Origin of the sequence: Streptomyces cellostaticus, assembly GCF_001513965.1 — a bacterium.
Taxonomy (GTDB): domain Bacteria; phylum Actinomycetota; class Actinomycetes; order Streptomycetales; family Streptomycetaceae; genus Streptomyces; species Streptomyces cellostaticus.
Map to the genome: position 1 here is coordinate 367,173 of NZ_KQ948017.1, position 23,717 is coordinate 390,889.

The following is a 23,717-nucleotide window of genomic DNA, read 5'->3' on the forward strand; positions in this document are numbered from 1 at the left end:
CCACACTCCGGCGGCGGCGAGGACGGCGGGCCGGTGCAGGGTGCCGATGAGCAGCACCGGGTCGAAGAGCGAGGTGTGGTGGGCGGCGAGGATACGGCCGGGCCCGCCGGCCGGGCGGCCGGCCCCGCTCACGGTCGTGTCACTGAAGACGGGCACGAGGGCTCTGGCACCGGCGGACAGCACGGCGGTGCTCCTCTCCCGGACGGGACCGTCCCCGCCCGATCATCACCCACGTCCGTGCTCCCCGGCATGTCGGAGCCGCCCCGAATGCCCGTCTGACGTGCGGTGCGTCCCGATGGATGACTGAATGCCCTCATGGACCTTCTCGCCGCCCACGACGCGATCCCGGAGGACGACGTCCCGCAGCGGGTGGTCCTGCCGCGGCAGACCCCGGCGGGCGACAAGGCGGCCCACCTGGTCGGCTGCCTGACGGGCTCCCAGCAGAACATCACCCAGTGCGTGGCGCCCGTCACACCCCGGCTGTGCCTGCACGACCACACCCTCGCCGCCGGCACCCCGCGGCAGACGGTGATCGCGGCCAGGAGCGTGGTGCCGGCCTGCTGCGCGTCGGCGATGTTCGACGAGGAGGTCGTCGAGGCGCCCCTGGAGTTCCGGCCCGGACGCCCGTCCGCGCACAACCCCGTCCTCGGTTACGGCGCCCACGACTGCCTCGGCGGATACGCGGCCCTGGTGATCGTGCCCGAGCCGGCGCGGCGCGTGCTGCTGCGCCCCGGCATCCGGCCGCTGCCCGGCGGCGAACGCGCTCTCGACCACGCGGGCACCCCATTCCCCCAGCACGACATAGTGAGTTCCGGCCGCCCGGCCGGGAACGCGACCTGACCGGGAGGACCCATGACCGTATTGTCTCGTGCGCCCGAGACCCGGACCTTGCCGTGGACCGGAGCACGTGACCGGTCCCGCGACGGCCTGCGCAACCGGTTCGAGACCCATCTGCTGACCCACTACGGCCCGGTGTGGCAGGCGGCCCGGCGCAGCAGATGGCTGCACCGCCGTCTGAACTCCACCCTGACCGACCGGGCCGTCCTCAAGGCCCCGATACGCCCCGACCCGCTGAGCACCAAGAGCCCGTACACCTCCTGGGACTCCCTGACCGACCGCTCCTGGGTGGGCCGGCACCTGCCCCCGATGGTCCCGCCGAAGGACCTGCCCTCCGCCGAACGGGTCACCGAGCTCTTCCGGCGAAACGGCGAGACCCGCTACTGCACCCGGTCCACGGCCCTGCTGCCCGCGTTCGCGCAGTGGTTCACCGACGGTTTCCTGCGCGGTCACGCCGCCGGCGGCGACCCGCGCCGCACCGACTCCCCGCACACCCTCGACATGTGCCAGCTCTACGGCGACCGCGAGGAGGTCACCGCCTGCCTGCGCACCTTCCGGGGCGGGCGGATGAAGAGCCGCACGGTCGGCGGGGGCGAGTTCCCGCCCCTGCTCTGCAGGGGCGGGAAGATCAGGAACGAGTTCCGTGCGATCAGGCCGGTCCGGTTCGGCGAGGTGCCCAAGGAGTTCCGCGACGCCCTGTTCGCCTGCGGCGGCGAGCGCGTGCACGCGCACATCGGGCCGATGGCGGTGAACGTCCTGTTCCTGCGCGAGCACAACCGGGTGGCCGGCATCCTCTCCGCCGCGCATCCGAACTGGGACGACGAGCGCGTCTTCCAGACCACCCGCAACACGCTGATCGTGATGATGATCCGGGTGATGCTGGAGGAGTACATCAACCACATCACGCCGTACCACTTCGACTTCGTCCTCGACCCGGTGCGCACCGACCGAGGGGTGTGGCACCGGGAGAACTGGGCGACGATCGAGTTCAGCCTCGTCTACCGATGGCACAGCCTGATCCCGTCGACGTACACCATCGCGGGCCAAGAGGTGCCGCTCGCGCACACCATCGCCAACGGTCAGCTGGTTCTCGACCGGGGCCTGGGCCCGCTGTTCGAGGATCTGTCCCGCCAACCGGCCGGTCTGTCCGGGCTGTTCAACACCGACGAGCTGCTGCTGCCCATCGAGGAGCAGACCGTCGCGGTGGGCCGCGAGCTGCGGCTGGCCTCCTACAACGACTACCGCGCCTACTACGGCTTCCCGCGGATCACCGACCCGCGGCAGATCTCCGGGGACCCGAGCGTCCAGCAGGCGCTGCTCGACCTGTACGGCAGTGTCGACGCGATCGACCTGTACGTCGGGCTGTTCGCGGAGGAGCCGGAGCCCGGGGCCGTCTTCGGCCGGCTGCTGGAACGCGTGATCTCCGTCGACGCGTTCTCGGAGGCGCTGAACAACCCGCTGCTCGCGCCGCGCCTGTTCGCGCCGTCGACGTTCTCGCCGGAGGGCATGTGGATCATCCAGGAGACGCGAGGCTTCTCCGACCTGGTGCGCCGCAACCTGCCGGAGGACCATGGGCGTTACTTCGTCTCGCTGGGCAGGAGCGCGGCGGACGCGCGGGCCGCGGCCGCCCGCTGAGCGGGCTCAGCGCACGTGCGCGAGCAACGCCTCGGCGGCGGCGCGCAGTTGCTCCGCCGCCGTGGTGCAGGCGGCCGCCTGCCGTTCCAGCGCGGGGCGGCTCGACTCCGGCGCCGCGGCACAGCCGCTCAGTGCGGAGGCGGTGGCGAGCAGACGGCGCGCGCAGCCGTCCATGAGGTCGGCGTCGGCCCGCAACCTGACGACCTGGTCGAGGGAGGATGCGCGGGCAGGCGAGATCGCCCGGGTGGACTCGGTCACCATGAGGGGCTCCCCTTCGGGTTGAGCACGGCAGGTCGGGTTCAGCGCGGCAGGACGGCGCCGGCGCTGCGGTGGACCATGAACTGCGGGCAGGACAGGACGAACAGCGGCCGGGCGGAGTCGATGCCGAGCCGCCGCAGCTGCCCGGCCATGGGCTCGGCCGCCGCGGTCTCCAGGCGCAGCCGTACGCCGGATCCGGTGTGCAGGCGCAGCTTGCCGTGGGCGCGGACCAGGGTGCGTACGGTGCTCTCGCCACGGCGGCCGTAGAGCACCCGGTCCGCCTCGCGGAAGCGGATGCCCGGCCCCAGATGACCCTCGACGGCCAGGCCGAGCTCCGGTGCCCGGACGGCGAAGCCAGGGCCCATCAGGTCGGCTTCCGCCGAGGTGCGGACGGCCGGCTGGCCCCAGATCTCCTCGGCGACCACCCGGGCCTCCTCGCTGCCGACGGCGAGGGAGAGGACGTAACGGCCGGTGCGGCGCAGGTCGACGCGGCGCAGCAGATCGGCGGCGATGTCGTACGGGCGCGGCCGCCACAGGTCGTCCACCAGGACCGACAGCGCGATCTCGGCGTAGGGGCCGATCGTGGAGCAGCGGTGCTCGTACAGGGAGAGCACCGCCAGCGCCCGGCGGCCCAGCCGGCTCGGCATCATCCAGGTGACGCCGGGCAGCAGGCTGCGCGCCGCCTCAGCGTCGACGGGGAAGCACAGGTGGGCGGCGGAGGAGTCGTAGTAGCGCACCGGCACGTCGACCGGGCCTGCCGTGGTGGGCACGGAGGTGGTGGGCAGGGTGAGGAAGGGGTAGCCCTCGGGCGGGTGGGCGCGGTCCTTGAGCCGGTAGGCCTGGGTGCGCACGACCGGGCCGCGGTAGGGGGTGAGCGCCTCGTCGATGTCCTTGCGGGCCTCGGGGACGACGGTCCGCAGGTGCTCGATGTACTCGCGGAGCATGTGGCACAGCGGGAACTCGTGGGAGGGCCCGGTGTAGTCGACCTCGTACCGGTTGGGGTGCGGGTCGAAGTGGGAGCCCGCTCCCCTGCCGTCGGAGACGGGCACCATGTCGTGCTGGTTGGTGATGCCGGCGACCCAGGTGCGCGGGTCGGCGGGCAACTTGTTGTCGACCGGGGAGCCGACCGCGACCAGGTGCGTGATCCGGTAGGCGCGGCAGAACTCCTCGTCCTGCGCGAGGTTCATCAGCGCGATCCCGCCCTCGCTGTACCCGATCAGGGCGAGTTCGGCGCCGCGCGGGATGCCGTAGTCCGCGAGGGCGAGGAGGATCGAGCGGGTGTAGGGCGAGTCGGCCGTGACGAGGTTGCGCCAGGCGCCGACGAAGTCCTGCGGGCAGTCGTTGCGGGGACGGCCGGGTGCCATGCCGGGGGCCTGGACGACGTAGCGGACGACGCCGTCGGGGCCGCGCACGTTCTGCACGAGGATCCGCCCGTCGGCGGACAGCGTCTCGATGTTGCGCAGGAAGCCGAGGAAGGAACCCTCGGCGGCGATGGTCTGCTTCTCCTGTTCGGTGAGGTCGACGGCCTCGGCGGCGCCCTCGCCCTGGTCCATGCCCGCGAGGCGGGAGGCGCTGGTGCCCTGCACCGGGTCGGCGGGCAGCTCACGGCCCGCGGCCGGCGCCCAGCCGGTCTCGTCGTTCATCGGGTCCTCGTCCACCAGGGCGCGGATGGCGAGGAGTTCGGGCATCAGGGGCGCGAGCCCGGACAGCGCACGCTGGGCGCCCTGGTCCTTGAACAGGCCGCGCAGAGCCCGTACGGTCTCCAGGTCGCGGTCGGCGGTGACGGCGGCCAGCAGTCGGCGCATGCCCGGGTCGCGTTCGAACTCGGGGTGGTCGACCAGCACGGCGGCGATCCGCAGACGCAGCGAGGTGACGGCCACCAGCGCCGCCAGGCTCTCCCGGCCCAGCACCTCCCCGGCCGCGCCGAGCACATGCCCGATGCCCTTCGGTACCGTGATCGCGGAGCCGCCGAGGCCCTGCTTGTTCGTCAGGGCCCGCAGCAGCGCCCACTGCGCGGCGAGACCGGTACGGGGACGGCGGCGCGCGGAGGCGGTCAGGGCCGGCGCGAACAGCACGGCGCTGGTGCGCGCGGACACCTCGCGGATGCCCTCGGCCACCTCCACGACATCCCGTGCGCACCGGCGCAGCAGCTCCCTGGCGTCCTGCTCGTCCGGCCCGGGCCGTATGGGTGCGCGGCCGTCCGCTCGCATCCGGCGCTCCCTCGGCTCGACGACGTTCGGCGGTGTACGACCGCGCCTGTGGGACACGGTCCGGCTCCATCGTCGGCCAGGGACGGCACACCCGCACCTTCATCCATCCAGGTAGAGGATGTGCACCGGCCCCGCTGCCCCGTGCGCGCCTGGGCTCGGGCCGCAAACGGCTCCCGCATAATCGCCGCACATGACCCCTTCCGCTCGCCCGCTCCTCCTCGTGGGAGGTGCGCCGTGACCACGTCCGCCGAACACCCGAACGGCCTCCGCGCCCGGCTCCCCGACACCGTCCCGGTCGGCCGTCCGCTGCGCACCGGCTACCTCCTCACGCTCGTCGTGGGACCGCTGGCGGTGCTGGCCCTGGTGGTGCCCGTCGCCCTCACGGCGGGCTGGGGGCCGCGCTGGTACGACGTCGTCCTCGGCGCAGCCATGTACGCGCTGTCCATCATGGGCATCACCGCCGGCTACCACCGGCACTTCACCCATCTGTCGTTCAAGGCGAAGCGGCCGCTGCGGATCGCCCTCGGGCTCGCGGGCGGGCTGGCCATGGAGGGGCCCGTCACCCTGTGGGTGGCCGAGCACCGGCGCCACCACCAGTACGCCGACCGGGAGGGCGACCCGCACTCGCCATGGAAGTACGGCACCACCCGCCGGGCCCTGCTCAAGGGGCTCTGGCACGCCCAGGTCGGCTGGTTCTCCTCCTCCCCGGTCCGCTCCAACCACGCGCGCTACGCCCCCGATCTGCTCGCCGACCCGGACGTGCGCCGCCTGGACCGCGGCTATCCGGCGACCATCGCCGTCTCGCTCGGCCTGCCCCCGGCGCTCGTCGTGGCCTGGACCCACGACTGGCGGGCCGCTGCGGTCACCCTCTTCTGGGCGAGCCTCGTCCGGTACGCGGTCGTCCATCACGTCACCTGGTCCGTCAACTCCGTCGCGCACGCCTTCGGTCCGCAGCACTACGCCACCCGCGACCAGTCCCGGGACGTGCGCTGGGTGGCCCTGCTGACCTTCGGTGAGGGCTGGCACAACCTCCACCACGCGGACCCCAACAGCGCCCGGCACGGCGGGCTGACGGGGCAGCCGGACCTCACGGCGTGGCTGATCGCCCGGTTCGAACGGTGGGGCTGGGTCCACGACGTGCGCTGGCCGGACGAGCGCCGCATCGCCTCCCGACGGTTCACGGACGGCGCATGCCGCCCGGTGCCGGGCGGGGTCAGGCGTGCGGGAAGTAGCGGGTGAACGGAGCGGAGTTCACCGCGAACATGCCGTTGAAGGGCTGGTTCAGCTGGTAGACCAGCAGCACGGTGAAGGTAATGAGCGCCGTCAGGCCCATCACCATCACCACATGGGTCAAGCTGCGTTTCACCCCGAACATGAACATGAAGGCGACGGTGAGCACTCCGCCGACGATCAGCCCGAACCACAGCACCGGTGACAGGGTGTTGCCCAGGTCCGTCTCCCGGCCGCGCCGGGCTTCGTCCAGGGTGCTGAGCTGCGCCAGGGTCTCCTGCAGGGTGGCCTGCTCGGTGGGGGTGGCAGCGGCCGGGATCCGCCCGGCCGCCCGGAGGGTGTCCAACAGGTCCCAGCCCTCTCGGCCGGGCGGCTCGCCCTCCCTCATCCCGGGCCATTCGGTGGACACCACGTGATGCACGTACGCGTCCACGGCACTGCGGGTGCGGTCGGCCGCCGCTGCCGGGAGTCCGGCGGACAGCAGCCGGATCTGGTGCGCGGCGCTCGCCTCCGCCTGCACATGCCCCTCGACCCCGGACCGGTTCTCCCACACGGACACCATCGCCAGGCCCAGGACCAGGGCGTAGAGCACGCCGACCATCATGGAGATGTACTCGGCCACGTCCTCACGGGGTTCCTCGTCCGGGCCCAGCGGCCACAAACGGTGCCGCACCACCACGGCTCCCGCGGCGACCAGGGCGATCCCCACAACGACGGCAAAGGTCTCGATCATCGGCTCGGGCTCCTGTCGTCTCGATGTACTCGGTCCATGGCGGGCGCCGACGGCTACGGCCCGATCCGCCGCGATCCGAGCAGGGCGGCGGCGAGGGCGGCGGGGATCAGCAGCAGGAACAGCACGGTGAGCAGGCCGAGCCCCGTCGGCCGACCGCCCGGCCGGACGAAGCGGGCGAGGATGGAGGGGGCACGCTGTGCCTTCGGCGGGGTGCGGGGGCGGGTGGCCGGGGGGAGGGCGGGGGTGGTGCGTTGGCCTCCGGTTGTCTGACCTCCCGTTGTCTGACCTCCAGCTGTCTGACCACCGTTCGTCTGACCACCCGTTGTCTGACCTCCAGCTGTCTGACCACCGTTCGTCTGACCACCCGTTGTCTGACCTCCAGCTGTCTGACCACCGTTCGTCTGACCACCCGTTGTCTGACCTCCAGCTGTCTGACCACCAGTCGTCTGACCACCAGTCGTCTGGCCTCCGGTCGCCTGACCACCCGTTGTCTGACCACCGGTCGTCTGGCCGCCAGTCGTCTGACCTTCGGTGGCTTCGCCCCCGGTGGCCGGGCCTCCGGTCACTTGGCCGCCCGTCCCCTGACCTGCCGTCACTTGGCCCCCGGTGGTCTCGCCCTGACCGCCTGTTGCCACGGCCCCGGCGACCGCGGCTGCGCCGGCTGCCGTGCCTGCCGCCGCACCGGTGCCCGCGGCTGCGCCGGGCGTTGTCCCAGTGCCCGCCCCGGCTCCGGCGGTTGTCCCGATCCCGGCTGCGGCGCCCGTGCCGACGGCTGCCCCGGATCCCCCGGCTGCGGCCCCCGGTACGGCTGCCGTGCCTGCACCGGGCGTTGTTGCGGTGCCTGCCGCCGGGCCCGCAGCCGCTGCTGCTGCGGCGGCCGCCCCCGCCGCCGTACCGGCAGCCCCAGCCGCAGCCGGTGCGGGAGCCGTGCCGCCGGGCGGTGGCAGCGGTGGCGCGGGCGGGAACACGGTTCCGGGCGGCACGGGCAGGACCGGGAGCGGCGGCAGGGGCGGAATCGGTGCCGGGGGCGCGGGAGCTGCGGGGGCGGAGGCCGGTGGAGGCGGGGGCGCGGGCTCCTGCGGGTTGCCCGGGGTGGGCGGAACAGGATTGGTCGGCGGCGGAGGTGCGGGTACGGCCAGCGTGAAGGTGGCGGTCGCCCGGGCGGTCAGCACCGGGGGCGGTTCCAGGCAGCCGTTCGGCAGGAGGGTGCTGATGCGGTCGGTGCCCTCGACCCACCCCTCGCCGGTGTAGGTACCCGGCAGGCGCTCCACCTCCGCCACGCAGCGCGCGGACCCGCCGGGCTCCAGTTCCGGTACGACGGCACCGCCCGCCGGGCAGTCGATCCAAGGCGGGTCGAGCTCCGGATCGGTGAGGTGGAGGTCGTACACCGTGCGGTCGCCGGTGTTGGTCACGTCGTAGACGACGGTCGCCCGGAGATCCGTCGAGGACGTCTCGGCCGTCTCCGACAGGGCCACCTGCCCGCCGACACCGCTGTACCCGGAGCCGGCGACGGCGCGCGACTCCATGTCCAGGGAGGGGATCCGGCCGACGGCCACGACGTCGGCGATCCAGGTGCCGGGCCGGGCGGTGGCCCGGGCGGTGCAGGTCACCGAGGAGAGGCCACGCAGTATCGGCACATGGTCGAGACCCCCGGGGCAGCGGAACACGGCTCCCGGCAGACCGAGGTCGGTGATCCGGACGTCGTACAGATCCGCTCCGGCGCGGTTGACGAGCCGGTACTTCTTCACCACCTCGTGTCCGATCCGGATGCCCGGGCGCGTGGCGCCCGTATCCGGCCGCGTGTTGACTGTGACCTCCAAGGCGAGCCCGTGCGCGCCTGCACCGTCGGCCGCTGCGGTGCCGGCCAGGCCGCCGACCGCCGTGACCAGCAGCGGAAGCACAACGGCGGTGCGTCGTCCGGGAACGCCGACGGAGCTGCCAGGAACGGCCAAATATCCTATAAGCATATGACAATCACTAACAGAGCGGTCGGCGGACCATGGCTCGGTCCACGCCGGTGACCGGAGGCAACCGCACGAAGATCACTCCGGTGGCGGGCCGCAGGCACGGCGGGCGGCGACGCCCCTTACGCGTCGGCCATGAGCCCGGCCGCGACCGTCGCCCCCAGCTCCCAGCAGGCCTGCACATCGGCCTTGCCGGGTTCGCCGGTGACGGTCACCGCCTCGGCCGTACGGCGCCAGCCGAGGCCGGTGGTGACGGCCTCGATGGCGCGGACGGCGCCCGTGACGTCGTTGCCGCCGTGCACGTAGTAGCTGAAGGGCCGGCCCCGGGTCTCGTCCAGGCAGGGGTAGTAGATCTGGTCGAAGAAATGCTTGAGGGCGCCGGACATGTAGCCGAGGTTCGCCGGGGTGCCGAGGAGATAGCCGTCGGCTTCGAGGACGTCGGAGGCGGTGGCGGACAGGGCCGCCCGGCGCACGACGCGGACGCCCTCGATCTCCGGTGTGGTCGCGCCGGAGACGATGGCCTCGAACAGCGTCTGGCAGTGGGGCGAGGGGGTGTGATGCACGATCAGCAAGGTAGGCACGTCCCGAACCCTGCCCTGCGGTACCGCCGCCCGCAAACGGCGCCCGGCCCGACGCCGTGCCCGAGCCGCACCTGTTCCTGCACTGCCGGCGCGACGGGGGCTGACCCCTTTATTGCGTACGGCGATGTCGGTGCCCTCGGTTACAGTGGCCGCGCTGACTCGGAGGGGAGACAACAGTGCAGGTCAGGGTGGGGTCCGTGCGGGGCAGAGTGGTACAGGCGGTGATGCTGGCGGCCGTGCTGGGAGGCTGCTCCCAGTCGCCGGACCCGGAGGCGAAGGCGTCGGGGAGCCCGTCGGCCTCGGACGCGGCAGCGAAGAGTACGGCCGCGGCGAGCGGCGGCTCGATCGGCGCCGCCGGTTCGGCCTGCCAACTGCCCGTCAGCTTCGACATCGCCCGGCACTGGAAGGCCAAGGCGGTCGACGCCGAGAAGGAGATGGCAAAGACGTCGGGCGGGTCGGACGGGGACGTGACGGGGGCGCTCGCCGACGCCTTCCTCCGTCAGGGCCCGGTCACCACCGCCTGCGAGATCGACGCCAAGCCCGCCGGCGCCATCGGCTTCCTGCGCGTGTGGACCGGCAAGCCGGGCGACGCCGACGCGCGCACGGTCCTGCGGCAGTTCGTCGCCGCCGAGGACAACGTGAGCAAGGAGAAGTACCGCTCCTTCACGACGGGCGGCGGGCTTGCCGGTGTGGAGGTGGAGTACCTCTACACCAGCAAGCTGCTGGAGGAGACGAAGAAGGAGAGCGCCCTCGCCGTCGCCACGCCCGCCGGTCCCGTGGTGCTGCACCTCGGCGGGCTGGACACCAAGGAGCACGAGGCGATGCTGCCCGCGTACGAACTCGCCAAGCGGACCCTGCGGGTCCTGTGACGGACGCCGTCCGGCGGGTGCTCGGTCCGTCGTATCCGTGCTGAGTGTCAGTAGCGCAGGCGCTTGGCTCGCACCAGCATGACCAGGCCTGACAGGGCCAGCAGTGTGCCGATGGCCGCGGGCCACAGATGGGCCCCGGTCTCCGCGAGCCCGCCCTGGACCGCCTGGGGCTCGGTCTGCGCGGCCGGCGGCGGGGTCTGGCCCGCTCCGGCGGCCTGGGGCGGCGCGGACTGCGTGGGTCGGCCGACCTCGCCACCGCTGGAGTCGGCCGCATGGGACGAGGGGGTGGCCTGGTCGTCCTTGGCGGGCTCGGTCGCCTTGCCGTGCCGGGCGGGCCTGGCCGGCCTGCTGTGCTTGGTGGTGTTCGCGGGGGCGGTCGTCGCGTCGGTCCTCGGCTGCTCCACCGGGTTGGAGACGGAGGGCGCCGGAGAGGCCGTGTCGCCCGCGCCGGGATCCGCGGTTGCGCCGGTGCCCGGGGCGGCCGTCGCACCGGAGTCGTCGCTCGGGCTCGGGGCGGCCGTCGCACCGGAGTCGTCGCTCGGGCTCGGGGCCGCGGTGGCACCGGAGTCGTCGCCGCGGGGTCCGCAGGTCCGGCCGGAGTTGATGCAGTCGACCATCTCGCGCATCAGGTCCTCGTCGAAGACGTTGATGAAGTCGCCGTGGTCGGTGACGGGCTTGTGCAACTGCTCCGGGAAGGAGTCCACCGCGAACAGCGGCACCGTGCGCCCGCCGTCCTGGAGGCTCGGCGCGGCGACGTCGTACACGATGCGCTGCACCAGCTGCGGGATCGCCTGGAAGCCCGCGGGGCAGGAGCCGTCGGGGGCGGCGAAGGTCACGTGGGTGCGGTGGTTGGCGCTGTCGATGTTGCGGCCGTCCCAGCAGCTCTGGAAGCGGAAGGTGCGCACCACGTCGCTGCCGGACGGGCACAGCGGGTACTTGTCCTTCAGCTGCCGGTCCTCGAAACCGGTGCAGCTCCAGGAGGCGTTGGCGTTGACGGGACCGTTGACGAAGGCCTTGGCGTCGCCGGTGATGATGCGCAGCAGACGCGGCATCGCGGTGACCTTGCCGCGCGGGCTGCCCACGAAGGTCAGCGTCACCTGCTTGGCCGTGACGATCTGGCCCGCATTGCCCTCGGTGCCGCCGCCCGGGGCGCCCGCGTCCCGTTCCTGCTTGCCGTTCTGCAGCCGCAGCACCGGCCAGTAGTACGTGGACTTGTCGCCCTGGTCCACGCAACTGGTCTTGGCATTGGCCAGGTCGTCGTCGCTGGCGAAGGCGTTGTTGGACTGGTTGCCGATGTAGTCGTGGAAGTGGTGGGCGCCGTTGGACACGCCGGGGGCGACGATCACGTTGTCGGAGTTGAACAGGCCGCCCGCGTTGACACCGCACTCGGAGGTGAAGGTGCCGCGCGAGGCGTCGGCCTGCTGGGGCGGGTTCGGCACGTTGGGCTGTACGGAGGTGATGTCGGCGTAGTCGGAGGCGACGGGTCCGTTGCCGCCCTGGCCCGTGCCCGCCTGCCCGGCACCGTTCTGGCCCTGGCCGCCGCCCTGTTGGGCGCCGTCGCTCGCAGTGGCGGTGGCCTGGCCGCCGTTGCCCGGGGAGCCGCCCGCGCCCTCCTGTGCGGGGCGCAGGGTGCAGGCGGCAAGGGACTCCAGTCCTTCCGGCCGGTCCCCCACCCGGTCGATGGCGACGGCGATCCGCTCGATCGTCGCCGCGCGCTGCTCCTTCAGCGGGTTCATGATCGGGCCGGCGGCGGCGCCGGGGTTCTCCCGGACGTCCGGTGCCGACTGCTGGAGCTGCTGGTAGGCGCCGGTGATCTGCTGGTCCAGCCGGGCGAGTTCACGGTCGACCTCCGCGCGGGCCTGGTCCGGCACGGACGTCAGCCGGGCGCCGACGTCCGGGCAGTAGACCGTGGCCATGCCCGCGGACGTGAGGTGCCCGCTCGCCTCGGGGCCGGGCTGCCCGCCCCAGCCTCCCTCGCTGGCCGAGGCGTAGACGTTGGCGGCGACGAGCCCGCCCCCGCCCAGCATCAGGGCGACGGCTGCGAAGGTCGCGCGTCGTGCGCCGGTCGGGCGCCTGCGCCGGTTGCGTATCAAGGTCGTCCCCTTGCATGGAGCGGTCGTTCGGGCATGGAGTTCCCCCGCCAGATACGCAGGATGGCGCGCTTGTGTTCAACCGAATCGCAGATTCTCAGGGATCTCACAGAAAACAGTGGTCACGACGGAAGGGCACCCAGCCTTCCCCCTCGAACACCCCGGCGAACATCACAAATACGTATCGGACATTCCGCACTTCAACCTTCACACGAGGGACACAAGTTGGTTAGGTTGACCGCCAGGCCGCCCGGCTGACCCTCAGCGCTTGCATCCGCCGTGGCGTCCGGGGCCGGGGCTCGACCGACTCCGGGAATCGGCCCGACTGCCCTGCGGGGCAAGGAAGGAGTACGTCTTCCATGGCGCCGGAGAACCGCGACGAGGTTCGGCAGCGGATCGACTCCCTCTACGACCGGGCCGAGAGCGAGACGGGGAAGTACAACGCGACCCGGGCCATGTCGGTGGCTGCACGCGGCAGAGGCGTCCCCCTGGCCAAGAGGGGCGGCCGGCGCCCGGATCCCGCCCTCGACGAGGTGTCCCGGCAGTGGTTCGACGCGGCGCGTGCCAAGCGGGGGCCGAGCGTCCCCGCCGTACTGCCCAAGGACCGGCAGCCCGACCGCCCCGCGGCCCCGGCCCGCTCCCGGGACCGGGCGGCTCTGGAACTGGGTCTGCCCGAGTTGGCCCCCGGCTCCGCGGGACCGGCCGCCGAGCGCGTGGTGCCGGAGCTGACGGCCGGCTCCGCCACAGACCTGACCGGCCGCCCTCGGGCTGCCCTGGAGGCGGGATCCACCCCCCAACTCCCGGGCGCAACAGCGAAGTTGCCCGGCCTCAGCGGCCGGGGCATGGCAGAGCTGCCCACCGGGGGCATGCCTGAGCTGCCCGGCCGCAGCACGACCGAGCCGTTCACCGGGGGCGCGCCCGAGCTGACCGGGCCTGGCGCGGCGGAGTACCTCGTCCGCGGCATGCCGGACACAACCGGCTTCGGCACGCCCGAGCCACTCAGCACAGGCACACCCCAACTCACCAGTCCTGCCGCGGCGGAATACCTCGACCTCGGCATGCCGGACACAACCGGCCTGAACACGCCCGAGCCGCCCGGCGCAGGCACACCCCAACTCACCAGTCCTGCCGCGGCGGAATACCTCAACCCCGGCATGCCGGACCCAACCGGCCTCGGCACGCCCGAGCCACTCAGCACAGGCACACCCCAACTCACCAGTCCTGCCGCGGCGCAGTCCCTCGGCGTTGCAGGCGCAACTGGCCTGGTTGCGGCCGAACCCTTTGTCGAGAGCGCAGCCGGACCCGTCACCCCTGGCACGGCGGATTCCCTCGGACTCGGTGTGCCGGGGCTGACCGGCCGCGGTCCGGCCGAGACAGCCGTGCTCCCCGTCGCCACGCTGCCCGCCGCCCAGGGAGTCGTTGCACAGCAGCCCAGGGAACTGCCCGCATCCCCCACCGCACCCCGGCGCCCGTCCCCCGCGGACTCCAAGACGAAGAACCGGCAAAAGCTGGCCACAGCCCAGGAACTGCTGTCCCGCTACACCGCCTCGCTCGGCACACCCCTCACGGCTGCCCAGGCGACCTACTCCGCACAAGGCGCCTGGGACGGCGGGACAGGGCAGGCGGTTCAGCCGAGCACCGAGTGGTGGGGACAGCCGAGCGCCGAGTATGGATGGCAGCCGGAACTTCAGCAGCCGGGTCGACTGAGCCCGCAGCAGCCGGGGCAGCCGGACCTGCAACAGCCGGATCAGCTCAGCACCGGGCAGTGGCAGCAACCGCAGTGGACGGCACCCGGTATGCAGGCGGTGCCGAGCCCGGCCGCCCCGCTCACCACAGCCGCCCCCATGACGGACACAGGCTCCTTCGCCCGCCCCGTCGCCGACCCCCTCACCGACACGGGCTCCTTCACCCCTGTCACCACCGCCGTGCGGGTCGCGAAGGCCATCACCTTTGCGCGAGCACAGGTCGGCAAGCCGTGCGTGTGGGGTGCGACCGGGCCCGACTCCTACGACTGCTCCAGCCTCACCCAGGGGGCATGGAAGGCGGCCGGGGTCACGCTGCCCCGCGCCGCGCACCAGCAGGCGCTCGCCGGCACGCCGGTCACCCTCGCCGCCCTCGAACCCGGCGATCTGGTCCTCTTCTTCGACGACGACCGGCACGTGGGCCTGCACATCGGCAACGGCATGATGATCCATGCGCCGGGCCCGGGGTCGTACATCCGCGAGGAGTCGATCTACGGCGCCGGGGAGTCGGCGATCCACCGGGTGATACGACCGGCGTGACGGACCGATCCGGAACCGGGGCCTCTCAGCCCCGGCGGCGTCGCCGTGCGCGCCAGCTCGCGTAGTGGTCCAGCAGGGTCTCCTCCACCGGGCGGTAGCTGAGGCCCAGTTCGTGGATGCTGCGGCTGTTGTCGACGCGGAAGCGGATGCCGAGGTGCCCCCGGATGTAGTCCTGGGTGAGGCCGAAGGCGGGGCCCAGGATGCGTACCGGCCAGTGCGGGAGCGCGGTGCGCGGCAGGCGCGGGTCGTAGGGGTGGCGGGTGCGGATGATGCGTGCCATCTCGTGGAACGACGTCATCGTCTCGGCCGCGACGATGTACCGGCCCTTGGCCTCGGAGTTCTCGGCGGCCGCGATATGCGCCTCGGCGACGTCCCGGACGTCCGCGGTGGTGAAGCTGAAGTCGGGGGCGCCGTAGCAGAAGCAGCCCTTGAACAGTTCGTCGAGGAGGAAGAGGCTGCCCGACTCGGACGCCGGGGTGAGGGAAGGACCGAGGATCAGGCCGGGGTTGACGGACACCATGCGCCAGCGGTCCTGTGCCGCTTCCGCGTCCCGGGCCGCGCGTTCCGCGACGGTCTTGGCGTAGTGGTAGGGGTTGTTCTCCACCGTGCTCGTGGTGTTGACGTACCGCTCGGACAGCACCTGGCCCTCCATGCTCAGGACGTCCGCGTAGTCGCCGAAGACCGCGCCCACGGTGGAGGTGAACACCAGGGTCCGGACCTGCGGGTTCCGCTCGATGCCCGCCAGCACGTTGCGGGTGCCGAGCAAGGCCGGGTCCACGACGTCCCGCCGGCCGTCCCCGATCTGCTCCGGCATGAGGAACGGCGAGGCCACGTGGAAGACGACCGCGCAGCCGCCGAACGCCTCGTCGAACGAGCCGTCCTTCAGCAAGTCGGCCTCGAACAGTGTGAGTTGACCCGGGAACGCCTCCTGCATCTCCCACAGCGGCCGTACCTTCGCCGCGTCAGCGGCGCTGCGCACGGTGGCGTGGACGCGATAGCCTCGCTCCAGCAGCCGCCGTACGAGATGGCTGCCGACGAAGCCGCTGCCGCCGGTCACCGCGAGGGTCGTCTCCCCGGGTCCGCCCACGCGCCCTCACCCCTCGCCCGCCCGCCGTCCATCGGTACACCGAGGACAGAGTCGGCCATGCCCGGGGCCGAAGGGAAGGGTGCGCCGACCGACCGGCAGCAGGTCCGGCACCCCCATAAAGGGACCCTTGGAGAAGCCATAAGGCCGGCTTATGACGTCATAGACCGGACCCGCATACTGACTTAGGGCTGCCTTAGTTTAGGCTTCCCGACGAGTCGCCTCTTTCACGCTCGAAGGGAACTGATCATGCCGCGCCCCCTGCGGGTAGCCATCGTCGGAGCCGGCCCCGCCGGGATCTACGCCGCCGACGCCCTGCTCAAGTCCGAGGTGGCCGCCGACCCCGGCGTGTCCATCGACCTCTTCGAGCGGATGCCCGCCCCGTTCGGCCTGATCCGGTACGGCGTCGCCCCCGACCACCCGCGTATCAAGGGCATCATCACGGCCCTGCACCAGGTGCTCGACAAGCCGCAGATCCGTCTGTTCGGCAACGTCGACTACCCGACCGACCTCGGCCTGGACGACCTGCGCGCCTTCTACGACGCGGTGATCTTCTCCACCGGCGCGATGGCCGACCGGGAGCTGTCCGTCCCCGGCATCGACCTGGACGGCTCGTACGGCGCCGCCGACTTCGTGTCCTGGTACGACGGCCACCCGGACGTCCCGCGTACCTGGCCGCTGGAGGCGGAGAAGGTCGCCGTGCTCGGTGTGGGCAACGTGGCGCTCGACGTGGCCCGGATCCTCGCCAAGACGGCGGACGAGCTGCTGCCGACCGAGATACCGGCGAACGTCTACGACGGCCTGAAGGCGAACAAGGCCGTGGAGATCCACGTCTTCGGCCGCCGCGGCCCCGCGCAGGCCAAGTTCAGCCCGATGGAGCTGCGCGAGCTGGACCACTCCCCCAACATCGAGGTCATCGTCGACCCGGAGGACATCGACTACGACGAGGGCTCGATCGAGACCCGGCGCGGCAACAAGCAGGCCGACATGGTCGCCAAGACCCTCGAGAACTGGGCGATCCGGGACGTCGGCAACCGGCCGCACAAGCTGTTCCTGCACTTCTTCGAGTCGCCCACGGAGATCCTCGGCGAGGACGGCAAGGTCGTCGGCCTGCGCACCGAGCGCACCGCCCTCGACGGCACCGGCAACGTCAAGGGCACGGGCGAGTTCAAGGACTGGGACGTCACCGCCGTCTACCGCGCCGTCGGCTACCTCTCCGAGAAGCTGCCCAAGCTGCCGTGGGACATCGAGTCCGGCACGGTGCCGGACGAGGGCGGCCGGGTCATCGAGGAGGGCGGCGACCACCTCCGGTCGACGTACGTCACGGGCTGGATCCGGCGCGGTCCCGTCGGCCTGATCGGCCACACCAAGGGCGACGCCAACGAGACGGTGGCCAACCTGCTGGACGACCACGCGAACGGCCGTCTGCACACCCCGGCCTCCCCCGCACCGGAGGCCGTGGACTCCTTCCTCGCCGAGCGGGGCGTCCGCTACACCACCTGGGAGGGCTGGCACAAGCTGGACGCCGCCGAGCGGGCGCTGGGCGAGCCGCAGGGCCGCGAGCGCGTGAAGATCGTCGAGCGCGAGGACATGCTGCGGGAGAGCGGCGCGTAAGCCCGCTGCTCCGCATGCCCGTGAGGGGCCGGCACCCCGGTGTCGGCCCCTTCGCACGGTCCGGTCCGCTCGAACCCGCGCGAACAGCCGTCCTGTTAGGGTCCTGCAGTGTTCTCCCTGAGCGAGCCTCCCTTCTTCACCCGCCTGCGCGGGGCGCGCCGCGTGCTCGTCGCCGGTGCGGGCGGCGGTTTCGACGTCTACGCAGGACTGCCCCTCGCGCTCGCGCTGCGGTCGGCCGGTGCGGAGGTCCACCTGGCCAACCTGTCCTTCTCCGACCTGTACGGCCTGGATCTGGACTCATGGGTGGAGGCGGACGTCGCCGCCGTCCGCCCGGACACCCCGCTGCGCGGCGACTACTTCCCCGAGCGCTCGCTCGCCCAGTGGCTCGCGGCACAGGGGCTGCCCGACACCGTGTACGCCTTTCCCCGTACGGGTGTTGAACCGCTGCGCGCCGCCTACCGGGCGCTCCTCGCGCACCTGGGCGGTGTGGACGCCGTCGTGCTGGTGGACGGCGGGACCGACATCCTCATGCGCGGGGACGAGAACGGGCTCGGCACGCCGGAGGAGGACATGGCGAGCCTGGCCGCCGTCGCCGGGCTCGACAAGGTGCCGCACCGGCTGGTGGCCTGTCTGGGCTTCGGGGTGGACGCCTATCACGGCGTCAACCACTCCCTGTTCCTGGAGAATCTGGCGGCCCTGGACCGCGAGGGCGCCTATCTGGGCGCGTTCTCGCTGCCCCGCGAGAGCCGCGAGGGCGCGCTCTACCTCGACGCGGTGGCCCACGCCCAGCAGTGCCACGCCACTCACCCCAGCATCGTCCACGGGTCCGTCGCGGCGGCCGTGCGCGGCGACTTCGGCGACGTCCGGTTCACCGAACGCACCCGGAACAGCGAGCTGTTCGTCAACCCGCTGATGGCCCTCTATTTCTGTGTGGACCTGCCCGCTCTGGCCCGCGCCGGCCTCTACCTCGACCGGCTGGAGGGCACGGTCCTGATGCGGCAGATCAGCTCGGTCATCGCCGGGTTCCGTGATGAGCTGCCCCGTCAGCGGCCGCCCCGGGCCTTCCCGCACTGAGCCCGGGGCGGGCTGCTCACGACAGGCCCGGCTCGGCCGTGGTGAGGTCCCGGCGTCCGACCACCGCCAGCACCACGGTCACCAGGGCGAGCGCGGCCGTCTGGACGAGACCGCCGCCGACGTACAGGGCGGCCCCGGGCACGTGCAGCCAGGGGTAGAGGGCCGCGACCCGCACCGCCAGGATCAGCAGGCCGAGGGCGGCCAGGGCGAGCGCGCCGCCCGGCGTCACGGCGTCGCTGCGCCGGGCCTGCCACAGCAGCCAGCCGAGCGCGCCCACGACGAAGCAGCTCGCCGGCGCCCAGGCCAGGTCGGCGGCGGCGGGCAGCACCACGACGGAAGCGCCGGTCACCACACAACAGGTCATGAAGACCAGCCCGGGTGAGCCCGCGGGCAGCCGGGCAGGGGGTGCGTCCCGGTGGTAGGCGGCGCAGAGTGCGAGGGCCGGCAGCCAGGCCAGGAGTCCGAAGGCGGTGGCGAACGCCGGGTGCGGGGCCACCAGCGCGCCCGCCAGCGGGCCGAGCAGCGGCCAGAGGTTGGGCAGCGCGGCGAGCAGCGCGGACGCCCGGGCGAGGCGGCGACGGTCGTGGAGGAGGGCGAAGTAGGCCGCCGTCCACAGCAGCGGCAGGATCCACTGGGCGGCGGTGACCACTGCGGTGAGAAGTCCCTGGTCGGTGAACTGCGACAGCAACAGGTGCCGCCCCGCGCCGCCGTGGCTGACGGCCCAGGTCACTTCGAGGACCAGGTCGACGACCGCGGCCGCCGCCTGGATCAGCACGGCGAACAGCGCGAAGAGCCGGACGGCCGAGCCGAGGAGGACGTAACGGCTCGGCGCCCCGGGCGCTCCCAGCCGGCTGCGCACGGCGAGGGCGGCGATGCTCGCCACCTCGCCGAGGGTGGGGCGGCTCTGGTCCTGCGTGTCGCGGTCGACGTCCCACAGGTACGTCTCGACCATCTCCTCCTCCCGTTCGCGACGGTAGTAGGCGGGGAGCAGGCGCAGTACGGCGCGGTAGCGCGATTCCAGCAGCGTGGTCATGCGAAGCCTCCCGCGAGTCCGGGTGCCGTGGGCGGTCGTGGGGCGGTGTCGGCCGGGGCGGTGGCGCGGCGGCCCTCGGCGATGCGCCGCTTGGCGGCCCCGGCGCCGGCGGCCATCCGCTCCGCCTCCGCGTCGAGCGCGGCCACGCCCTCGTCGGTGAGCCGGTAGTAGCGCCGCAGGCGGCCCTGCTGCACCTCCTCCCGGTCCAGCACGATCAGTCCGTCGTCGGTGAGCCGGTCCAGCACCCCGTAGAGCGTGCCGACTCTCAACTGCACCTCCCCGTCGGACAGTTCCTCGACCTCGCGCAGGATGCCGTAGCCGTGCCGCGGCTGGTCGGCGAGTGCCGTGAGGACGAAGAACGCCGCTCGGGTCATGTTCCTCGATGACATGAAGCCAGAATATCTCGGCTTCCGATATATATCGAGTGGGCGAGAGCCACGACGCGGACGCCGAGCCGCCGACGACGAACAGGGCCCGCCCCTGAGCGGATGGGCGGGCGGGCCCCGTTCGCCGGACCATTGTGGGCGCCGTGCCAGGGCCCGGGGACGTGTGAACACCGGACGCCTGATGCGCACGGGAGGCGCCCCGGGTGCCCGGCGCGCATCCCGTGTGCGGGGCGCGTCGGCCCCCGTCTCGCAGGCGACGGCGTATCCCGTCACCGTGCGCCGGGGTACGCGCCCGCCGCGCTGCTCCACCCGGGGGACCCGGCCGACGCGTCCCGCCACCCGGCGGTGATACTTGGAAGGCGCACCCACTTCCATCAGCAGATTGGCTCATGTCGAACTCCGCCGCCGACCACGCCACCATCCCGCAGACCCTCTGGGCGGCCCGCGGCCGCCACACCGGCCCCGCTGCCGAGGACGTCGTCCGCCGCACGCTGGGCCGGCACAAGGAGAGCGGGGACATCGACGACTTCGCCGAGCCGCCCGGCCCCGAGGACACCGGGCACCGGGTCTTCGAGGCGCGCTGGCGGGCCGACGGCACCGTGACCGTGCGGGCCCGGCTCACCCTCGTACCCCGGCAGGACCGGCCGGAGGGGCAGGAATGGACGCTCGTCGCGGAGGCGGAGCGCCCGTGGGACGACGCCTGGCCCTCGCCCGCGACGCTGTTCTGGCCCGAGGCCGGACCCGCGGAGGGCGACGACGGCACTTGGGACCACCACCCCACCGTCGCCGGCCTGCGCTTCCGGCAGGTCAACGCGCTGCCCGAGGACGACAAGGAGATGCGCCGGCGGCTGCGGGACGCGGCCCGCGAGGCCTGGTGCGTCAACCTCGTCGTGCACGAGGCGATGACCCCGGACGAGCGCGGCCGGCTGCCGCTGACCGGCCTGCTGCCGCCGGGGCTGCGGCACCGCGTGGTGGAACACCGGGCCGCGCCCCAGCAGTTGCGCGCCGTCAACTGGGCACTGAAGGACCTCGGCGTCGAGGTACCGCGCGGCGGCGCCGTGCTGCTGCCCCCGGACCCGGCGGCGGACGGCTACGACGGCCGGGAGCACAGCGTGCGCACCGTCTTCCTGGACGGCTCCGAACCCACCCGGATCATCACGGCCCTGCGCCACTTCACCGCACTGCCGCGGCCCCGGCCGAAGGGCGTCGAGGAGGCGCTCGCGGACCTGCGTGAGAACTGGACCCTGCTGACCCTTCAGGAGGATCTGGCGCGTCAACGGCAGCTGGTCGCCATGTACGCCGAGGCGCTGGAGGCCATGACGAAGTCCCGGGACCTGTACCGGGAGGCCTCCGAGCAGGCCCACCAGGCGCTGGCCGCCTACCGCGACACGCCCGCTCCCGCCCTGCCCCACCAGCAGCAGCGGCCCGGCACCCGGACGCCCACCGCGCTCCAGCAGTTGACGCGGTCATTGGAACGGCTGAGGTTCACCCCCAAAGGGGCGCGCCCGGCGCCCGGCCCGGACGGCTCGCCCGGCACCGACGGCACGGACACCACCGGCACGCAGGACCGGCCGGCGTAGCCCGCCCGGCACGGGGGATTCGGCGGTACAGCGGCCGGGGCAGGGAAGGGAAGGAAGAGGGCAGAGAAGAGCCCGCCCCGGCAGCCACGAGGTACAGGAGGCCGCATGGATCTCACCACGACCGTGCTGGTGATCGCCGCCGCCGTCGCGGCGCTGCTGCTCGCCGTCGCCGTCGGCCTGCTGGTACGGCTGGTACGCGCCCGCGCGGCCCTGCGCCGGGCCGGGCTGCCGACGGGGCCGCGCTGGGTGTTCTGGGGCGCGGTCCTGTATCTGGTGCTGCCCACCGACCTGCTGCCCGACCCGGTCTACCTGGACGACATCGGCGTCCTGCTCCTCGCCCTGCGCAGTCTGCGCACCGCCCGCCCGCTGCCGTCCCGGACCACCGAACCCTGAACCGGCCCTGCGCGGGCCCCGATTGCCGCACCATGGAGCGATGCAGCCTACGTTCACCGGGATCCCGGGCCGGCCGACGGCCCCCGACGTCGCCGTGGTCGTCGATGTGATGCGCGCGTTCACCGTGGCCGCCTGGGCGTTCCGACGCGGCGCCGAGAAAATCGTCTTCGCCGGCACGCAGGAGGAAGCACTGGAGCTGAAGGCCCGTCACCCGGGCTGGCTGGCCTTCCAGGACGGACCGCCGGTGCCGGGCTTCGACCTGGCCAATTCGCCCGTCCGGCTCCGCTCGCTCGATGTGCGGGGCCGCACGGTCGTACAGAAGACCACCGCCGGCACGGCCGGGGCGCTGGCCGTCGCGGACGCGCGGCTGCTGCTCTGCGCGAGCTTCGTGGTGGCCGGGGCGACCGCCGAGGCGCTGCGGCGCGCCCGGCCCGACACGGTGACCTTCGTCGTCACCGGGGACGGCGGGCAGGCCGAGGAGGACCTCGCCTGCGCCGAGTACATCGCGGCCCGCGTCGGCTCGGCCGGCACCGATCCCGCGCCCTACCTGGAGCGGGCCCGGCACTCCGACGCCGCCGCGCGGCTCGCCGAGGGGGTACGGCTGGGCTGGGCGGGTGTCCACTCCGAGGACGTGGCGATGTGCCTGGAGGCGGACGCCTTCCCGTTCGCCATGGCGGCCGCCCGCGCGGACGGTCACCTGGTGCTGCGCCCGGTGCGCGCGGCGACGGCGGCCTGACGCCCGTCGCCGCGCTGGAAGTTCGCCGTGGTCAGGGCGACGAGCAGCACGGCCAGGGCCGTGAGCGCGGCCGCCGCTGCCGCCGTACCGGCGAGCCATGGCGGGGCCAGGCCCGCGGCCCGCAGCCGGGCCGGGTCCGGCAGACCGAAGCGGCCGCCAAGTACCTGCCCCCCGGCGAGCGCCGCCGTCACGCCGAGGGCCGCGGTCGCCGCCGGCAGCCGCACCGGCGCGGCCCGCACCAGCAGGGCCAGGGCCAGCAGGGCGCAGAGCCCCGAGTAGAACAGGGTCTCCTCCAGCACGGCCTGGGACAGGCCGGTCCAGTAGCGCGGTGCGTGGGCCACGCCGCACAGGAACACCATCAGCGCGGCGACGCGGGCGACCCGCAGGGGAGCCTTGGACGACTCGTCCTCGGGGCTCGGGCAGCCGTTCTGGCGAGTCTCCGGCCAGACCAGGTCCAGTAGCGGAACGGTGGGCGAGGGCGGTGGGCCGACGGGCTCCGCAACGGTCGGCTCGGGCAGCGCCGTGTCGGGCGACGGAGAGGCGGACAACGCCGTGCCGGACGTCGCCATGTCGGGCGGCCGCGTCTCGCGGCCGGTCCGGACGGCGGCCAGACGGGCGATCAGCTCGGCGAGTTCCTCGACGGGCCGGTGGACGGCCGCCGCCTCCACGACTGCACGCGCGCAGTGGGGCTCGACGGATGTGCGGTGCAGCAGCTCCATGAGCTGGACGACGTCCTCCAAGGAGCGGCCCTCGGCGGCGGCACGGATCACCTCGTCGGCACTGCCGGAGTCCCGGGGCGGCCGGGTGAGCAGGGCGACCAGGCGGGTGACGTCCTCGACGGACCGGCCCACGCCGACCGCACGCAGCGCGTCGGACATGGTCCGGGTGTGCTCGGGCGAACCTTCGAGCAAGGCGATGAGCCGGACGACGTCCTCCAAGGGACGGTCGGCGACGGCCGTGTGGACGAGGTCGTGCAGCGGATCACCATGCCGGAGATCGCGCTCATGCGGGACTTCGGGGCTCTCCTGCGGGGGCGGCGCGGCCCGGCTGCCGGGGGACGGCGCGGCGACGCCGCAGGCGGACGGTGCGGGCGGTGCGGCGGAGCCGCCGTGGGCGGCTGCCATGGGC

Annotated in this window: 19 protein-coding genes and 1 pseudogene; 10 read left to right on the forward strand and 10 right to left on the reverse strand. The window is 73.1% G+C overall.

Translation table 11 applies throughout. From position 1 onward, the window contains the following. The first annotated feature begins 315 nt into the window (after window positions 1-315). Window positions 316-840 carry a cytochrome P450 family protein gene (locus AQI88_RS08795; RefSeq protein ID WP_066994569.1) on the forward strand — a complete coding sequence of 175 codons (525 nt, stop codon included), beginning with the start codon at window positions 316-318 and terminating at the stop codon, window positions 838-840. A 12-nt stretch (window positions 841-852) separates the two neighbouring features. Next, window positions 853-2,472: a peroxidase family protein gene (locus tag AQI88_RS08800; protein ID WP_066994572.1), complete on the forward strand. Its 1,620-nt coding sequence runs from the start codon at window positions 853-855 to the stop codon at window positions 2,470-2,472. Between the two features lie 6 nt (window positions 2,473-2,478). Here AQI88_RS08800 and AQI88_RS44895 read toward each other — a convergent pair whose 3' ends face one another. Further along, complete coding sequence (locus AQI88_RS44895) at window positions 2,479-2,733, reverse strand: hypothetical protein (protein WP_066994575.1); 255 nt, start codon at window positions 2,731-2,733, stop codon at window positions 2,479-2,481. A gap of 38 nt (window positions 2,734-2,771) precedes the next feature. Continuing rightward, entirely contained in the window at window positions 2,772-4,997 is a 2,226-nt protein-coding gene (locus tag AQI88_RS08810; RefSeq protein ID WP_208615739.1) for an acetoacetate decarboxylase family protein, read from the reverse strand. A gap of 177 nt (window positions 4,998-5,174) precedes the next feature. Between AQI88_RS08810 and AQI88_RS08815 the strand changes: the two genes are divergently transcribed. Then, window positions 5,175-6,179: an acyl-CoA desaturase gene (locus AQI88_RS08815; protein WP_079057469.1), complete on the forward strand. Its 1,005-nt coding sequence runs from the start codon at window positions 5,175-5,177 to the stop codon at window positions 6,177-6,179. On the opposite strand, the gene AQI88_RS08820 is transcribed toward AQI88_RS08815, so the two are convergent. The 3 genes from AQI88_RS08820 to AQI88_RS08830 all read right to left on the reverse strand — a co-directional run bounded on the left by AQI88_RS08820 (window position 6,154) and on the right by AQI88_RS08830 (window position 9,448). After that, window positions 6,154-6,903 (reverse strand): bestrophin-like domain, encoded by a 750-nt coding sequence (locus tag AQI88_RS08820; RefSeq protein ID WP_066994580.1) that lies wholly within the window; start codon window positions 6,901-6,903, stop codon window positions 6,154-6,156. The two genes, AQI88_RS08815 and AQI88_RS08820, sit on opposite strands and share 26 nt — an antisense overlap. A gap of 53 nt (window positions 6,904-6,956) precedes the next feature. After that, window positions 6,957-8,855 (reverse strand): hypothetical protein, encoded by a 1,899-nt coding sequence (locus AQI88_RS45855; RefSeq protein ID WP_159050321.1) that lies wholly within the window; start codon window positions 8,853-8,855, stop codon window positions 6,957-6,959. Window positions 8,856-8,989: 134 nt separating this feature from the next. After that, window positions 8,990-9,448, reverse strand: a complete 459-nt coding sequence (locus tag AQI88_RS08830) for a flavodoxin family protein (RefSeq protein WP_066994585.1) — start codon at window positions 9,446-9,448, stop codon at window positions 8,990-8,992. A gap of 176 nt (window positions 9,449-9,624) precedes the next feature. Between AQI88_RS08830 and AQI88_RS08835 the strand changes: the two genes are divergently transcribed. Then, on the forward strand, window positions 9,625-10,317 hold the full coding sequence (locus AQI88_RS08835) for a lipoprotein (RefSeq protein WP_066994592.1): 693 nt from the start codon (window positions 9,625-9,627) through the stop codon (window positions 10,315-10,317). Between the two features lie 47 nt (window positions 10,318-10,364). On the opposite strand, the gene AQI88_RS08840 is transcribed toward AQI88_RS08835, so the two are convergent. Then, entirely contained in the window at window positions 10,365-12,344 is a 1,980-nt protein-coding gene (locus AQI88_RS08840; protein ID WP_066995056.1) for a DUF1996 domain-containing protein, read from the reverse strand. Between the two features lie 1,985 nt (window positions 12,345-14,329). On the opposite strand from AQI88_RS08840, the pseudogene AQI88_RS47560 reads away from it, so the two are divergent. Further along, window positions 14,330-14,689, forward strand: a pseudogene (locus AQI88_RS47560) (C40 family peptidase); the annotation flags it as partial. A 25-nt stretch (window positions 14,690-14,714) separates the two neighbouring features. On the opposite strand, the gene AQI88_RS08850 reads toward AQI88_RS47560, so the two are convergent. Then, a complete protein-coding gene (locus AQI88_RS08850) occupies window positions 14,715-15,776 on the reverse strand; it encodes an NAD-dependent epimerase/dehydratase family protein (protein ID WP_066994595.1) in 1,062 nt (353 codons plus the stop codon). 246 nt (window positions 15,777-16,022) lie between these two features. Here AQI88_RS08850 and AQI88_RS08855 point away from each other — a divergent pair, with 246 nt between their 5' ends. Together AQI88_RS08855 and AQI88_RS08860 are read left to right on the forward strand one after the other, a co-directional pair. Next, window positions 16,023-17,387, forward strand: coding sequence for an FAD-dependent oxidoreductase (locus tag AQI88_RS08855; RefSeq protein ID WP_066994604.1), 1,365 nt, complete (start codon window positions 16,023-16,025; stop codon window positions 17,385-17,387). Between the two features lie 108 nt (window positions 17,388-17,495). Continuing rightward, window positions 17,496-18,461 (forward strand): DUF1152 domain-containing protein, encoded by a 966-nt coding sequence (locus AQI88_RS08860; protein ID WP_066994607.1) that lies wholly within the window; start codon window positions 17,496-17,498, stop codon window positions 18,459-18,461. 16 nt (window positions 18,462-18,477) lie between these two features. Here AQI88_RS08860 and AQI88_RS08865 read toward each other — a convergent pair whose 3' ends face one another. Both AQI88_RS08865 and AQI88_RS08870 read right to left on the reverse strand, forming a co-directional pair. Continuing rightward, window positions 18,478-19,494: a hypothetical protein gene (locus AQI88_RS08865; RefSeq protein WP_066994610.1), complete on the reverse strand. Its 1,017-nt coding sequence runs from the start codon at window positions 19,492-19,494 to the stop codon at window positions 18,478-18,480. Further along, entirely contained in the window at window positions 19,491-19,868 is a 378-nt protein-coding gene (locus tag AQI88_RS08870) for a PadR family transcriptional regulator (RefSeq protein ID WP_066994613.1), read from the reverse strand. Before AQI88_RS08870 ends, AQI88_RS08865 begins: the two co-directional genes overlap by 4 nt. A gap of 401 nt (window positions 19,869-20,269) precedes the next feature. Between AQI88_RS08870 and AQI88_RS08875 the strand changes: the two genes are divergently transcribed. The 3 genes from AQI88_RS08875 to AQI88_RS08885 all read left to right on the forward strand — a co-directional run bounded on the left by AQI88_RS08875 (window position 20,270) and on the right by AQI88_RS08885 (window position 22,589). Beyond that, a complete protein-coding gene (locus tag AQI88_RS08875; protein WP_066994616.1) occupies window positions 20,270-21,460 on the forward strand; it encodes a hypothetical protein in 1,191 nt (396 codons plus the stop codon). A gap of 105 nt (window positions 21,461-21,565) precedes the next feature. Next, entirely contained in the window at window positions 21,566-21,853 is a 288-nt protein-coding gene (locus tag AQI88_RS08880) for a DUF1232 domain-containing protein (RefSeq protein WP_066994620.1), read from the forward strand. Window positions 21,854-21,893: 40 nt separating this feature from the next. Further along, window positions 21,894-22,589, forward strand: coding sequence for a 2-phosphosulfolactate phosphatase (locus AQI88_RS08885; RefSeq protein ID WP_066994622.1), 696 nt, complete (start codon window positions 21,894-21,896; stop codon window positions 22,587-22,589). Here AQI88_RS08885 and AQI88_RS08890 read toward each other — a convergent pair. After that, the gene (locus AQI88_RS08890) at window positions 22,547-23,713 is read right to left on the reverse strand and encodes a C8orf34 family protein (protein ID WP_066994625.1); all 1,167 of its coding nucleotides are present in this window, start codon (window positions 23,711-23,713) and stop codon (window positions 22,547-22,549) included. The genes AQI88_RS08885 and AQI88_RS08890 overlap by 43 nt on opposite strands. Between the last annotated feature and the right edge of the window lie 4 nt (window positions 23,714-23,717).